Annotated in this window: 10 protein-coding genes and 1 pseudogene; 5 read left to right on the plus strand and 6 right to left on the minus strand. The window is 70.3% G+C overall.

Annotated elements, in window-relative coordinates:
• Positions 1-255 precede the first annotated feature (255 nt).
• Entirely contained in the window at positions 256-945 is a 690-nt protein-coding gene (locus JOF36_RS12385) for a GntR family transcriptional regulator (RefSeq protein ID WP_210026894.1), read from the plus strand.
• A gap of 711 nt (positions 946-1,656) precedes the next feature.
• On the opposite strand, the pseudogene JOF36_RS12390 reads toward JOF36_RS12385, so the two are convergent.
• Positions 1,657-2,968, minus strand: a pseudogene (locus JOF36_RS12390) (ISL3 family transposase).
• Positions 2,969-3,212: 244 nt separating this feature from the next.
• On the opposite strand from JOF36_RS12390, the gene JOF36_RS12395 reads away from it, so the two are divergent.
• The 3 genes from JOF36_RS12395 to JOF36_RS12405 all read left to right on the plus strand — a co-directional run bounded on the left by JOF36_RS12395 (position 3,213) and on the right by JOF36_RS12405 (position 6,394).
• Positions 3,213-4,070: an IS5 family transposase gene (locus JOF36_RS12395; protein ID WP_210026896.1), complete on the plus strand. Its 858-nt coding sequence runs from the start codon at positions 3,213-3,215 to the stop codon at positions 4,068-4,070.
• A gap of 144 nt (positions 4,071-4,214) precedes the next feature.
• The gene (locus tag JOF36_RS12400) at positions 4,215-5,624 is read left to right on the plus strand and encodes an IS1380 family transposase (protein ID WP_210026898.1); all 1,410 of its coding nucleotides are present in this window, start codon (positions 4,215-4,217) and stop codon (positions 5,622-5,624) included.
• Positions 5,625-6,001: 377 nt separating this feature from the next.
• A complete protein-coding gene (locus JOF36_RS12405; RefSeq protein WP_210026899.1) occupies positions 6,002-6,394 on the plus strand; it encodes a hypothetical protein in 393 nt (130 codons plus the stop codon).
• 64 nt (positions 6,395-6,458) lie between these two features.
• Here JOF36_RS12405 and JOF36_RS12410 read toward each other — a convergent pair whose 3' ends face one another.
• From JOF36_RS12410 to JOF36_RS12430, 5 genes are read right to left on the minus strand one after another with little or no spacing between them, the layout of a single operon-like run.
• Positions 6,459-7,235: an SDR family NAD(P)-dependent oxidoreductase gene (locus tag JOF36_RS12410; protein ID WP_210026900.1), complete on the minus strand. Its 777-nt coding sequence runs from the start codon at positions 7,233-7,235 to the stop codon at positions 6,459-6,461.
• Positions 7,232-8,005: an SDR family NAD(P)-dependent oxidoreductase gene (locus JOF36_RS12415; protein WP_210026901.1), complete on the minus strand. Its 774-nt coding sequence runs from the start codon at positions 8,003-8,005 to the stop codon at positions 7,232-7,234. Before JOF36_RS12415 ends, JOF36_RS12410 begins: the two co-directional genes overlap by 4 nt.
• The gene (locus JOF36_RS12420) at positions 8,002-9,339 is read right to left on the minus strand and encodes an MFS transporter (protein WP_210026902.1); all 1,338 of its coding nucleotides are present in this window, start codon (positions 9,337-9,339) and stop codon (positions 8,002-8,004) included. The genes JOF36_RS12415 and JOF36_RS12420 overlap by 4 nt, the downstream gene beginning before the upstream one ends.
• Before the next feature lie 24 nt (positions 9,340-9,363).
• On the minus strand, positions 9,364-11,100 hold the full coding sequence (locus JOF36_RS12425; protein ID WP_210026903.1) for an oxidoreductase: 1,737 nt from the start codon (positions 11,098-11,100) through the stop codon (positions 9,364-9,366).
• The gene (locus tag JOF36_RS12430) at positions 11,093-12,019 is read right to left on the minus strand and encodes a dihydrodipicolinate synthase family protein (protein ID WP_210026904.1); all 927 of its coding nucleotides are present in this window, start codon (positions 12,017-12,019) and stop codon (positions 11,093-11,095) included. Before JOF36_RS12430 ends, JOF36_RS12425 begins: the two co-directional genes overlap by 8 nt.
• A 124-nt stretch (positions 12,020-12,143) precedes the next feature.
• Between JOF36_RS12430 and JOF36_RS12435 the strand changes: the two genes are divergently transcribed.
• Positions 12,144-13,037, plus strand: a complete 894-nt coding sequence (locus tag JOF36_RS12435) for a LysR family transcriptional regulator (RefSeq protein WP_210026905.1) — start codon at positions 12,144-12,146, stop codon at positions 13,035-13,037.
• Positions 13,038-13,046: the final 9 nt, after the last annotated feature.

Here is a 13,046-nt window from a genome sequence, read left to right on the forward strand (position 1 = left end):
CCAGCAAGCCGGCTCCGGCTGACCAGGAACCGCACACGCTGCCTTCTGCCACGTCGTCGAATGTTGCGATGCTGGCCGGCGGTGTCTCGTGCGGCGCGTTCGCCGGTGTCCTCGCCCGGCAACGAACGGGCAGAGCCCTGCAACCGTCCTCCATGGCCGCGGCGAACGCGTGTGCCCGTATCGTCATCGATCAGGAAAGGTCCGCACGTGAGACAAAGCGGCGGACGATGGACCGCCCAGAACGGAGACCGGTACATGCAGCTCTCGGAGCCTAACACCGTTCCGCTGTCGCAACGCACAAGCGAGGGCGTCGCCCGAGTCCTGCGCGAGGAAATCTTCTCCGGTAATCTCAAGCCAGGAGAATCGCTGCCGGAGCGGACGCTTGCCGAGGGCCTCGGTGTCAGCCGCACCCCCGTTCGCGAGGCGCTGTTCACGCTGCAAAGCGAAGGCCTTGTCGAACTTACGCCCAATCGAGGCGCAACAGTGCGCAGAATCACCTCGAAGGACATCGTGCAAATTTACTCGTTGCGTGCCGTTCTGGAGGCGTACGCGGCCGCGGAGGCCGCTCGCACACGCACTCGGAAGGACATCGACGCGCTCCTCGACGCCCAGGCCAAACTTGAACGCGTCGGCGTATCCGGCACGGCACACGAACAGGCACTTGCCGACCTAGCGTTCCACAGACTGATCAGCGACGCGACTGGAAGTAGTTTGCTGCGAACGATCATGGGGCAAGTGCTTGCGTTCACCGTGAGCTACCGATCCCGCTATTCCTACCCGGCCGAACGTGCCGCTCTCGCGATCGAGCAGCACCGCAATATTCTCGAGGCCTTACGAGCGCAGGACAGCGAGCTGGCCGAGCGGCTCATGGCCGAGCATGTCGAATCATCCCGCGAATTCGCTCTCAAGCATTTCGACGAGAGCGAGAATGCTGTAATTCCGTGACGAATTACGACCATTTCGGGCTGTTCCGGATTCGGAGTGCAGGTGAGGGTGTGGCAGCTCGCGGAGGCGGGGTCGCGTCGCTGCGGTGAGGCGGGCCCGGGCCGCTGATGATGCAGGTTCTTACACCAAGATCACTGACCCTACATCGTCAGTGTCCGGCGCAGGGGGCCAAGCTCAGACGCACGCCTTTCGCGGTTCGCAAGCACGACAACGCCGCTCGGCGTCGCACGAAGCCGGGATCGCCACCGGGAAACGACCCGGGCGCAGCGTACCGGGGAGCGGGCGTCGCGGATCTCGCTGCTCCGGGCGCCTCAGGTGCCGGCTGCGTCCCCGCCGATGTCGGCCATCCGAATCAGGTGCCGGCTGCGTCCTCGCCGATGTCGGCCATCCGAGCGTCGAAGAAGTACTCCCACCAGCGCTCCGGCAGGCTCGGCGGCACCGGCGTCTCGGAGTCGAGCAGCCGCGGATGATCGAACCCGCCCCGTAGCTCGGGTCGTGGCCGCGCAGCGACGGGAACCGCTCGGGCAGGTACCGAGCACGATCGGCACCGTCGATGGAGTGGGTCACCAGCGGGGCCCGACGGTGGTCCCGACGCGCACCGCTGACAACGGCATCGCCGACAAGCTCGGGATCCCGACCGCCTACCTGCGCCGGACCCGCGAGCAGAACATTGCCCTGTACGACGACAACGTCAATGGGGCTCTTCCGGTTTTAGAGTGCGAGGGTTCCGCAGTGCAGCAGCGATCGGATGCGGTAGTTGATCAGGTTGCGGAAGCCCAGGGCGTTGCGCCGCAGCGCTTCGAGGCGGCCGTTGATGGCCTCGGTCGGGCCGTTCGAGGCCGGTGGTCGAAGTAGGCCAGGATGTCGTCTCGTCGCCGGTGCAGCGTCCTTCCCAGGGTGGCGAGCTCGTCGAGCCCTGCCGGTAGCCCTGCGCGCAACCGGTCGATCACAGCGGCGAGCAGGGTCTTGCCGCGTTGACGGTTCTGATCGGCGTAGGCGGCGATGATCTGCTGATACGCCCACCACGTGACCTCGACCGCGACGTGGTCATCGGCGGCGAACACCGCCTCGAGCCGGGCCCTCTGCTTGTCGGTGAGCAACCCGAGGCGGGTCCGCAGGATGCGACGTGCCCGGTAGAGCGGGTCACCGGTGCGGCCGCGGTGGCCGAGGGTGTCCTGCTGGACGCGTTGGCGACACAGGTCGAGCTTGTGCCCGGCCAGCGCGACGAGGTGGAACGGGTCCATCACCGTGACCGCGTCCGGGACAGCGTCGGTGGCAGCGTTCTTGTAGCCGCCGAACCCATCCATCGCCACGACCCGGACTCCATCTCGGAAGGCCTGGTCGCGGGCGTCAAGCCAGGTCCTCATCGCCGCCGCCGAGCGCCCCGGGACGAGGTCGAGCAGACGTGCGGGTCCCCGACCTGCGACGACGTCGGTCAGATCAGTGATCACGGTGACGAACCCGTCACCCGCTGCGCCGAACACACGGGCCCACTTGTGCTCGTCGACCCCGATCACCCGGACACCGTCGAGCCGGGCGGGGCCGACGGTGAGCAGTAGCTGCTCGGTCGCGGCGACCGCGACGCTGTTCACGGCGTCCCAGCTCCGGCCGAGCTCTCGGGCGACCGCGGCGACGGTGGCCTTGTCGATCGCCAAACGGCGCAACACATACTCCGCGCAGCGCCGGGTGGTCGAGGCTCCGGGGCGAGCCAACCGGCTGCTGTCGTGGGCGAAGATCTCGCACGCACAACCGTCATGGACACACCGGTAGCGCGGCACCCGGACCCGCAGTGGCAGCGGATGCCCGACCACCGGGACGTCGCAGACGCGGCGCTCGACGCTGTCGCGATAGACCCCGGCCAACCCGCAGCCCGGGCACGCCCGGGTCCGTCGGTGATCAGGTCGCACCACAGCACCGTGGTCTCGCCGTCGAGGGCGGCGTCGGCAATCCGCACGCCGAGCTCGACGGTACGGACGATCGTGTCGGCCACGATCTGGGCAGGCGGGCACGTAGGCTGCGACATCGGGTCCCCGGGCTTGTTGATGGTGTTCGGCGTAGGAACCTTCATCATCGACTTCTCGGGGCCCGCCTCACCGCAGCGACACGACCCCACTCCCGCGGTCGATCACGCCTCACCTGCACTCCATTTCCGGAAGAGCCCCTTAGAGCGTCCGGCAAATGAGGTCGCCGCGTGTCGTTGCAGGTAGAGGCACGGACCCAGAAGTGATCATGGGATTGCTGAAGTCCTGTGATCGCCTGGAGGGTCCGTGCCTCTGTTGCCAGCATCCCTGATCGAGCCGCTGTGGGTCGAGTTCGCTGACCTGATCGGGTCCGAACGACGGCCCGAGTTCTCCCCGACCCATCCGTGGGGCTGTCATCGTCGCCGGATCCCGGACCGGGTCGTGTTCGAACACGTGCTCGCCGCGCTGGTGCACGGCAGCGGCTACGAACGCCTCGCCTCACCGGGCTGCTCGGACCGCACCATCCGCCGCCGCCTTGACGACTGGGCCCGGGCCGGCGTCGGTCGAGAAACGCTGCGCCAGGCCCTGGCCGGCTACGACCAGATGATCGGACTCGACCTCGATGACCTGTCCGTGGACGGGTCGATCACCAAGTCCCCGTGCGGCGGTGAGGTATCCGGGCGCAGCCCGGTTGACCGGGGCAAACAGGGCACCAAACGCTCGGTGGCCGGCGACGGGAACGGGATCCCGCTGCACCTGGTCGCCGCCCGCGCCAATGATCACGACTCGCCGTTGCTCGAACCCACCCTGGCCGGGGTTTGCGACATGATCGGTCCGTTGCCCGATCTGCCGGGCATGCATCTGGACCGGGGCTACGACTCGGCCAAGACTCGCGACCTGCTCGAGGTCCTCGGCTATGACGCCCACATCGCGCTCAAGGGCGAACCCGCCCCGATCCAGGCTGGGCGGCGGTGGCCGGTCGAGCGCTTGCACGCGTGGATGAACGGGTTCGGCAAGCTGCGCCGGTTCACCGACAAGCGCCGCGACATCGCCGAGTTCTACCTCAACCTCGCCGCCGCGTTGACCGTGATCCGCCGCCTGATCAACCGCGCACGCGTGCTCTACCGCTGGCCCACCCGGCCGACCACCCGCCGACTCCGCTGAACATCATTTGCCGGACGCTCTTAACCCGGGCTCTTCATGGAGGGCCGGGCGGTAGGTGACCCCGAAAGAAAAAAGTGCCTCGTGACCAGGTAGGACAGGGCTTGCTGAGGGCCATGTCCGCCGGGTCGAGGAGGCACTTTCCGAGTGCAGGCTACAACCACCCGTCCGAAGATCATCGTGACCGCCGACGGGGCCGGGGTGGTGTCACACGCCGGGTCTCGTCTGCTGGCCGACGTCGCCGACCGCACGACTGTGACCGGCGAGCTGTCCCATGCCCTGGCCGAGCTGTGTCGGCCCGGGACCCGGCATGACCCGGGCCGGGTCCTGGTGGACCTTGCCGTCGCGGTCGCCGACGGGGCGACCACGATCTCCGAGATCGATGTGCTGCGCGACCAGGCCGACTTGTTCGGGGTGGTGGCGTCGGACTCGACCTGCTGGCGGCTGCTCGACCGCCTCGACGACACCGCACTCGCCCGGGTCGCGGCGGCGCGGGCGAGGGCTCGTGAGGTGGTCTGGGACCAGCACGCCGAACGCCACGGACGGGCGTTCCCGCCCGCGCGGGTGGCCGGCCGGGACCTCGACGTGCTGGTGCTCGATCTGGACGCCTCGATCGTGATCTGCCACAGCGAGAAGGAGCAGGCTGCGCCGACGTTCAAGCGGACCTTCGGCTATCACCCGTTGATGGCGTTCTGCGACAACACCTCCGAGTTCCTGTCAGGAGTGCTGCGTCGCGGCAACGCGGGCGCGAACACCGCCGCGGACCACATCGCGGTGCTCGACCAGGCCCTGGCCCAGGTCCCGGACCAGCACCGCCACGGCCGTCCGATCCTGGTCCGTGCGGACACCGCGGGCTGCACGAAAGGGTTCCTGGCCCACGTCCGCGACCAGCGCGACAGGCTGGTGAACTGCGAGTTCTCCGTCGGCTGGGCCATCACCGACCGCGAACGCGCCGCCATCTCCGCGGTCCCGCGCAAGGTGTGGGCGGATGCCGTCGACGCCGACGGTGGCCACCGCGACGGCGCCGGCCTGGCCGAGCTCACCGGGCTGCTGCCTGCCGCGGCGCTCGAGGGCTACCCGACCGGAACCCGGGTGATCGTCCGCCGGGAACGCCCGCACCCGGGCGCGCAGCTGGACCTGATGGAGACCCGCGACGGCTGGCGCTACACCTGCTTCGCCACCGACACCGCGGCCGGGCAGTTGGCGTTCCTCGACGCCCGACACCGCGCCCACGCCCGGGTCGAGGACCGGATCCGCACTGCGAAGGACACCGGCCTGAACCACTTCCCGTCGCGGACGTTCGCAATCAACTCGGCCTGGCTGACCGTGGTGATGCTCGCGGTCGACCTGCTGTCCTGGACCCAGCACCTGCTCCTCAACGGCCATCTCGCGAAGGCCGAGCCGAAGACGCTGCGCTACCGGCTGCTGCACGTCGCCGCCCGAATCACCCGAGGTCAACGCCGCACCTTCGCCCGCATCCAGCAGTCCTGGCCCTGGGCCACAGACCTCGCTACCGCGTTCGCCCGACTCCACGCCCTGCCCGTCCCCGCAGGCTGAACCAGTCTCACCGTCGGCACAAGCAACACGGAGCACCCGGCAGAACCGCAGGCCGGATGACCCCGCACGCACGCACCCGAAAACCCGAAACGATCATGATCGAGAGATCAACTGTCAGCCGTCATGAATCACCAGGGTTAATGCTCTCCCCGCGTCGAGGGCGTCGACTCCCACCTTGCCCTCAGAGGCACGACGGGGCCGGCTGCGCTTGCTCTCCGGGATGGTCCGCGCCAACCGGCCCTGGCGGCTGGTGCCCAGTCTCTCGCCCGGCATCGCCGTCGCCGCGTTCGGGATCTTCTACTCCGAACATCTGGCAGCTCGCCGACGCGTTCAGCACCTGGCGGCTGCTACTGGTCGCTGTCCTCGCCGTCCTCGCGATGATCGCCTGGTTGATCATCGACAACGGCCTGTGGGAAAGGCCCACCGGCGACCGGCTCCGCGAGCAAGCCGTGCTCTACAACGCGGCCACCGTAGCGACCATCTCCATCGGCGTGCTCTGCATGTACGTGTTGCTCTACGTCGTCACCGTGGCCTCGGCGCTGGTCGTCATCCCGCCCGCCTACCTCGGCTCCACCCTCGTCCACCCCTCCGGGTTCGGCGACTACGCGGGCATCGCCTGGCTCTCCGTGTCGATGGGCACCATCGCCGGAGCCCTCGGCTCCGGACTGGCCAGCGAGGACGCCGTACGCCAGGCGTCCTACAGCAGACGTGAGCAGGAACGCCGTCGTCGCCTCAAAGACGCAGACACCGAGGCCAACGAACCCCGGTGATCCACCGGGCCGTTCGTCGATCCGACGCGAGGGGCGACGAGGCCGATCGGACCGCGCCGGTCCCTCATCGTCGCGGGACGCGCAGGCCCGACATCCCACCGTCGACGGCCAGGTCGGTGCCGGTGAGCGAGCACATCCGCGGATCGGCGAGGTACACGATGGACCGGGCGATCTCGTCCATCCCGACGAGACCACCGGTCGGTTGGCGGCTGCGCAACGCCTCGAGTTCGCTGCCCGGGTCGTCGGCCGCATCGAGCAACCGGCTGATCCACGGGGTGTCGACCGTGCCGGGGCACACGCAATTGACGCGAATCCCCTCGTCGACGTGGTCGGCAGCCATGGCCCGCGTCAGGGACAGCACGGCGCCCTTGCTCGCCGAGTACAGCGCCCGGTCGGGCAGGCCGGCAGTGGCCACGATGGAGCAGACGTTCACCACCGCCGCCGAGCGCGCGCGGCGCAGCGCCGGAAGTGCTGCCCTGGTCGTGCGCACCAGGCCGAGCAGGTTCACGTCGAGTACCCGCCGCCACTCGTCGAGGTCGTTGGCCTCCACCGTGCCGGACGCGCCGATGCCCGCGTTGTTGACGAGGACGTCCACCCCGCCGAATGCCGCCACGACCTCGTCTACGGCGGCGGTCACGGAATCATCGTCGGTGACGTCGGCGCGGACACCGAGCATCGGGCCGGGCACACCGCCGGGGTCGAGGTCGAGAACGGCGACCCGGGCGCCGCGCGCGGCGAACAGGGCCGCCGTGGCGGCGCCGATCCCGGAGGCCCCGCCGGTGATGACGGCGGTCAGTCCGGCGAGGTCGTTCGCGCGGGAGTCGGTCGTGGGGTCGTTCATGGCAGAGTCTGTCCTCCGTCGACGTGCCAGGACTGGCCGGTGACGAACCGGGTGGCGTCCGAGGCGAGCACGAGGGCCAGGTCGGCGACGTCCTGCGGGGTGGTGAGGCGTCCCATCGGGATACCGGTTCGGTACTTGGCGGGGTCCCCGTGGATCTGTCGCTCCGGGCCGACGCCGAGTCTGCGCCACTGCTCGCGCTGCAGCTCGGTGTCGCAGGAGCCCGGGCACAGGGTGTTGACCCGAATGCCCTCGTCGGCGAGCTCGAGGGCCAGGCAGCGGGCCATCATGTCGGTGGCCGCCTTGGACGCGCAGTAGGCGCCCAGGTCCATCCGCGGGGTGCGGGCGCAGTTCGAGGTGACCACGACGATGGAGCCCGGCCCGCCGCGGGCCCGCATGTGTCCCGCGGCGGCCCGCACGGACAGGTACGCCGCCCGGGTGTTGACGGCGAACTGGGCGTCCCAGTCGTCGACCTCGGAGGTGACCAGGTCACCGGCCCGCAGGATGCCGGCGTTGTTGACGAACACGTCGAGTGCGCCGAGCTGCTCGACGACCTCGGTGAACGCCCGCTCCACGGCGGCGGCATCGGTGAGGTCGGCCGACACCGGCACGCCGCCGACCTTGTCAGCGACCAGCTGCGCGCCGTCGGCGTCCTTGTCGATCACGGCGACCCGGGCTCCGGCTTCGGCCAGCGCCGTGGCGATGGACTGGCCGATGCCGCGGGCCGCGCCGGTCACGGCGGCGGTGCGGCCGGTGAGATCGAGTGCGGTCACGGCGTGGCCTCCCCGGCGGTGTGGTCGATGCCGGTGTGGTCGGCGTAGCGGGCGCGGATCGTGAGCAGGGAGAGCAGGCTGATCACGGCGGTCACGGCGAGCAGCGCGGCCATCGGCCAGGACGCGTTGTCGTAGCTGATCAGCAGGGCGCTGGCGACGAGCGGGACGAGCCCGCCGAGCATGCCGCCGATCTGGTAACCCAGTGAGGCGCCCGAGTAGCGCAGCGCAGGCGGGAACATCTCCGAGTACAGCGCCGCCTGCGGCCCGTACATCAGCGGGTGTCCGATACCCATGATCACGATGACGCCGAGGAACAGCAGCGGCGTCGACATCGTCTCGATCAGCCAGAACAGCGGGAACGCGAACACCGCCACCAGGATCGCCCCGGCCGCGAACACCGGGCGCCTGCCGACCCGGTCGGACAGCGCGCCGAACAGCGGCACGGTGCCGCACATGATCACTGCAGCGACCAGGACGGCGGCCAGGAACGTGCCGCGCGGGATGCCCAGATGCGTGGTGGCCCAGGACAGGCCGAGCACGGTGACCAGATAGAATACCGTGTTGATCACGACGAACGCACCGGCGGCGCCGAGCACGCTGCCCGGGTGCTTGGCCAGCGCGTCGCGCACGGGCAGCCGGGCGGTGTCACCTGCGGACTGCATCTGCGCGAACACCGGGGACTCCATCAGCCGCAGCCGCACGACGAGCCCGACGATGATCAGCACCGCGCTGGCCAGGAACGGTACCCGCCAGCCCCACGACAGGAAGTCCTCGTCGGGCAGCACGCTCACCGCGGAGAACGCCGCGGTGGAGAGCACCAGCCCGAGCGGGCTGCCGACCTGCGGCCATGATCCGTACCAGCCGGCCTTGCCCGGTGGCGCGTGCTCGACGGCCATCAGCACCGCCCCGCCCCATTCGCCGCCGACGGCGACGCCCTGGACGAACCGGAGCGCCACGATCAGGATCGGGGCCAGGATGCCGATCTCGGCGAAGCCCGGGACGAGCCCCATCGCCAGTGTTCCGAGGCCCATCGCGAGCAGCGAGATGACCAGCATCTTCTTGCGCCCGACCCGGTCACCGTAGTGACCGAACACGATGCCGCCGAGCGGGCGGGCGGCGAAGCCGACCGCGTAGGTGGACAGCGCCGCGAGCAGGCCCGCTCCCGGGGAGAACTCGGGGAAGAACAGCTTCGGGAACACCAGCGCCGCGGCGGTGCCGTAGATGTAGAAGTCGTACCACTCGACGGTGGTGCCGATCAGGCTGGCGAAGGCGACCTTGCTGCTCTGCCGGCTGCCCGGCGGCGCGTGGTCTGCGCTCACTGACGTCTCTGTCATGGCTTTCGGACCTCTTGTCGGGTGTCAGCGGGTGGGTGCGGGACGGGTGCTGGGGGCCAGAGCGGCCTCGAACGCGCTGGTGATGGCCTCGCGGGCCTTGCCGGCCCGGCGGGCATCGCCGAGCACGAGCACCTCGGTGCCCGGGTCGAGGGGGAGGCGCCGGGCCAGCGTGGCGCCGTGTCCGATGCGCAGCCGGTAGTAGAGGCTGTCGCGGACCCGGGTGGAGGCGAACAGACGGGCGGCGGCCCGGGAGCGGGCGGCGCGGGTGCGCAGCAGTCGAGGGACCAGTGCGCCGAGCCCGAACCGGTAGTCCGCCCCGGTGGCCACCGCGACCAGATCCGCGCCATGCAGGTCGTCGCGGGTGGCCTTCGAGCCGTAGCGGAACCGGACGCCGCCCAGCCGGCAGGTTCGTTCGAGCTCTCCGACGTAGGCGGTGAACGTCGGTTCGGCCGCGGTGACGTCGTTGAACCGCGGGGCGAGGCCGGTGAGCCGGAACGCCCCGCCTGCGCGGTCCGCCGTGTCGATCACGGTGACGTCGTTGTCCTCGGCGACCAGCGAGGCGTAGGTCAGCCCGGCCGGTCCGGCGCCGAGCACCACGATCCGGCGGCCTCCCGGCGCACTCGTGCCGTCGTAGGCGTCCTCCCGACCGGTCGCCGGGTTGACCACACAGGACAGCTGCGCGCCGGATCGCATGTTCGTGATGCAGTGGTTGCAGGCCAGGCATCGCCGGACGGGAACTCCGGCCTGTGCCTTGGCCACCCAGTGCGGGTCGGCGATCAGTGGTCGGCCGAGGGCCACGATGTCGAGCTTGCCGTCGGCCACGGCAGCGGCGGCGAGATCGGGATCGCCGAGCCGCCCGACCCCGATCACCGGGACGTCCACCAGCTGCTTCATCCGTGCCGCGTACTCGACGAACGTCGCCGCGGGGTACGCCATCGGCGGGATCATCCGCTCCGCGGCCGGCAGGGAGCGGTAGTGCCCGGCGGTCACGCTGACCGCGTCGGCGCCGCTCTGCTCCGCCCACCGGCCGACCTGCATGCCCTCGTCGGCGGTGAGCCCGCCAGCGAAGAAGTCCTCCACCCCGATCCGGAAGATCACCGGCAGACCGGGGACCTCGGACTTGATGCGGCGCAGGATCTCCAGGCCGAACCGGGCCCGGTTCTCCAGCGACCCGCCGTAGGAGTCGGTGCGGGTGTTCTCCAGCGGGGACAGGAACTGCGAGATCAGGTAGCCGTGCGCGCCGTGCAGCTCCACCATGTCGAACCCGGCCCGCTGCGCACGGGCCGCCGCGGCCACGTACGCGTCGACCGTCTCGCGGATCCGGGCTGGCGACATGGCCTCCGGGACGGCGATCTCGCTCTCCACCTCGAAGACCGGGGTGGGCACGGCCGAGGGCGCCACGGGGGTCGTGCCGGAGACTGCGGACCGGGCCCGACTGCCGCCGTGTCCGAGCTGGATCGACGCGCATGCCCCGGCCTCGTGCAGCGTGTCCACCAGCCGGCGCAGGCCGGGCAGGAACACGTCGTCGTAGATGCCCAGCTCGCGGAATCGGTGCTTGCCGGCGATCTCGGGGGAGGCCATCTCGACGGTCACCAGCCCGACACCGCCCTCGGCGCGGGCCCGGTAGTAGGCGAGCGTCGCGTCGGTGACGTGCCCGGCGTCGTCGGCGAGGCGGGTGGTCATCGAGGGCAGCAGGGTGCGGTTGCGCAGCCGGACGCCGCCGATCTCGATCGGGTCGAACAGGCCGGAGCTCTCACCCACGGGGCAGCTCCGCCCGCTCGATGGCGGCGCGCAGCATCGCCCGCTCGGTGTCGGGCACCGGTTGCAGCGGTGGCCGGACATGCGCGGCGTCGATCCGGCCCAGCTGGGCCAGCGCGACCTTCATCCGGTTGTGCCCGTCCAGGAACGGGTCGGCGTAGCACGCCTCGGCGAAGGGCTGGATGCGGTCCCAGACCCGGCGCGCCTGGGTCAGGTCCTGTTTCTCCACGGCGCGGAACAGTTCTACGTGCAGGTCCACGACGACGCTGCCGTGCCCGGAGAGGATCCCGTCCGCGCCCAGCACGAGCGAGGCGAGCAGCGAGCGACTGAAGCTGGACAGCACCGAGACCGGCTTGTCCAGCGCCCGCAGCGCCCGCAGGTTGCGCTCGTAGGTGACGATGTCGTTCGACCACTCCTTGATCGCGACCACGTTGTCGATCTCGGAACAGATCCGGACCAGGGCGTCGGTGCCCAGCCGCAGCCCGGACGTCGCCGGATAGACGAACGCGATGATCGGCAGGGAGGTGGCGTCGGCGATCGCGGCGTAGTGGCCCACCGCCATCTCCGGACGCAGCTGCGCGCCGCCGTCGAACACGACCGTGGGGAACACCAGCAGGCCGTCGGCGCCCGCCGACTCGGCGTCCGCGGCGATCCGCGCGGCCTTCGCGGAGCCGTCCTGGTAGACCCCCGAGATCACCGGGACCCGCCCGGCGACTTCGTCGAGGACGATGTCGAGCTGGCGGCGCTGCTCGTCCGCGGTGAGGGTGGCCACCTCCGAGGCGTGTGCGTTGGTCGTGATGCCCGCGACGCCCTCGACGTCGAGCAGGGCACTCAGGTGGCGGCGGAGGTTCGGCTCGTCGATCTGCCCGTCCTCGGTGAACGGGAGCAGATGCGCCGGGATCACACCCTGGAAGGAGACCATCGTCGGTCCCGTCCTCTCTCTTGTCAGCTCGGCCTCTCCTCGTCGGATCAGCGATGACAGGACGTTAGGCCCGCGGTCAGCGCGGGTGGAAATGCCGATCCAGCAGCACTTATGCTGCCCAGGCATGAGTGAGATGCCGGCGGAGCACGGAGTGGAGATGCGGCATCTGCGTGCGTTCGTGGCCGTCGCCCGGGAACGCAACTTAACCCGCGCCGCGCGGCACCTGCAGATCACCCAGCCCGCCCTGAGTCGCACCGTCGCGTCGCTGGAGCGTCTGGTCGGCACGGCCCTGTTCGCACGAAACCGCCGCACGGTCCAGCTCACCGCGGCCGGTCAGCGGTTTCTGCCGCACGTTCATCGCGCGCTGGCCGTGCTCGACGAGGCGATCGGCGTCGCGACCGGTGGACCACCCGTCCTGCGGGTCGGGTTCACCTGGGGCTCCACGGCCGAGTACACCGCCCCGATCGTGCGGGACTTCGAACGGTCCCACCCGCAGGTGACGGTGGAGATTCGGCGTTACGACGACACCGTGGCCGGGCTCGACGACGGCCGCACCCACGTGGGGTTCCTGCCGGGCGACCCCGGGGATCCCCGGTTCGGGACGCTGGTGCTGGCCGACGAACCCCGCGTCGTCGCTCTGCCGGTGGACCACCGGCTGGTATCCGGCGAGGACGTCGTACTGGCCGATCTCGCGAGCGAGACGATCGTGATCAACGTGGTCTCGGGCACGACCACGCTCGAGCTGTGGGAGCCGACCCGGCGGCCGGACACCTTCGTGCGGGTCCGCAACGTCGACGAGTGGATGGAGGCGATCGCGGCCGGGAGGGGCGTCGGACTGACGCCGGCCTCCACCGGGCGGCTCTACACCCACCCGCAGATCCGCTACCGGCTCGTCGCGGACTCGCCGCGGGTGCCGATCACGCTGGCCTGGCCGCGGCTGGCCGCGCATCCGCTGGTCGCGGACTTCGTCGCCAGTGCTGAGCGCATGCGGCATCGGCGAGATCACGCCGACCCCTAGCCGCAGTTC

It is taken from the genome of Pseudonocardia parietis (genome assembly GCF_017876315.1).
In the GTDB taxonomy this organism is placed as follows: Bacteria; Actinomycetota; Actinomycetes; order Mycobacteriales; family Pseudonocardiaceae; genus Pseudonocardia; species Pseudonocardia parietis.

Coding starts and splice junctions, on each gene's coding strand:
- JOF36_RS12405 (WP_210026899.1), top strand. CDS start 6,002: ATGATCGCCTGGTTGATCATCGACAACGGCCTGTGGGAAAGGCCCACC.
- JOF36_RS12385 (WP_210026894.1), top strand. CDS start 256: ATGCAGCTCTCGGAGCCTAACACCGTTCCGCTGTCGCAACGCACAAGC.
- JOF36_RS12435 (WP_210026905.1), top strand. CDS start 12,144: ATGAGTGAGATGCCGGCGGAGCACGGAGTGGAGATGCGGCATCTGCGT.
- JOF36_RS12410 (WP_210026900.1), bottom strand. CDS start 7,235: ATGAACGACCCCACGACCGACTCCCGCGCGAACGACCTCGCCGGACTG.
- JOF36_RS12430 (WP_210026904.1), bottom strand. CDS start 12,019: ATGGTCTCCTTCCAGGGTGTGATCCCGGCGCATCTGCTCCCGTTCACC.
- JOF36_RS12420 (WP_210026902.1), bottom strand. CDS start 9,339: ATGACAGAGACGTCAGTGAGCGCAGACCACGCGCCGCCGGGCAGCCGG.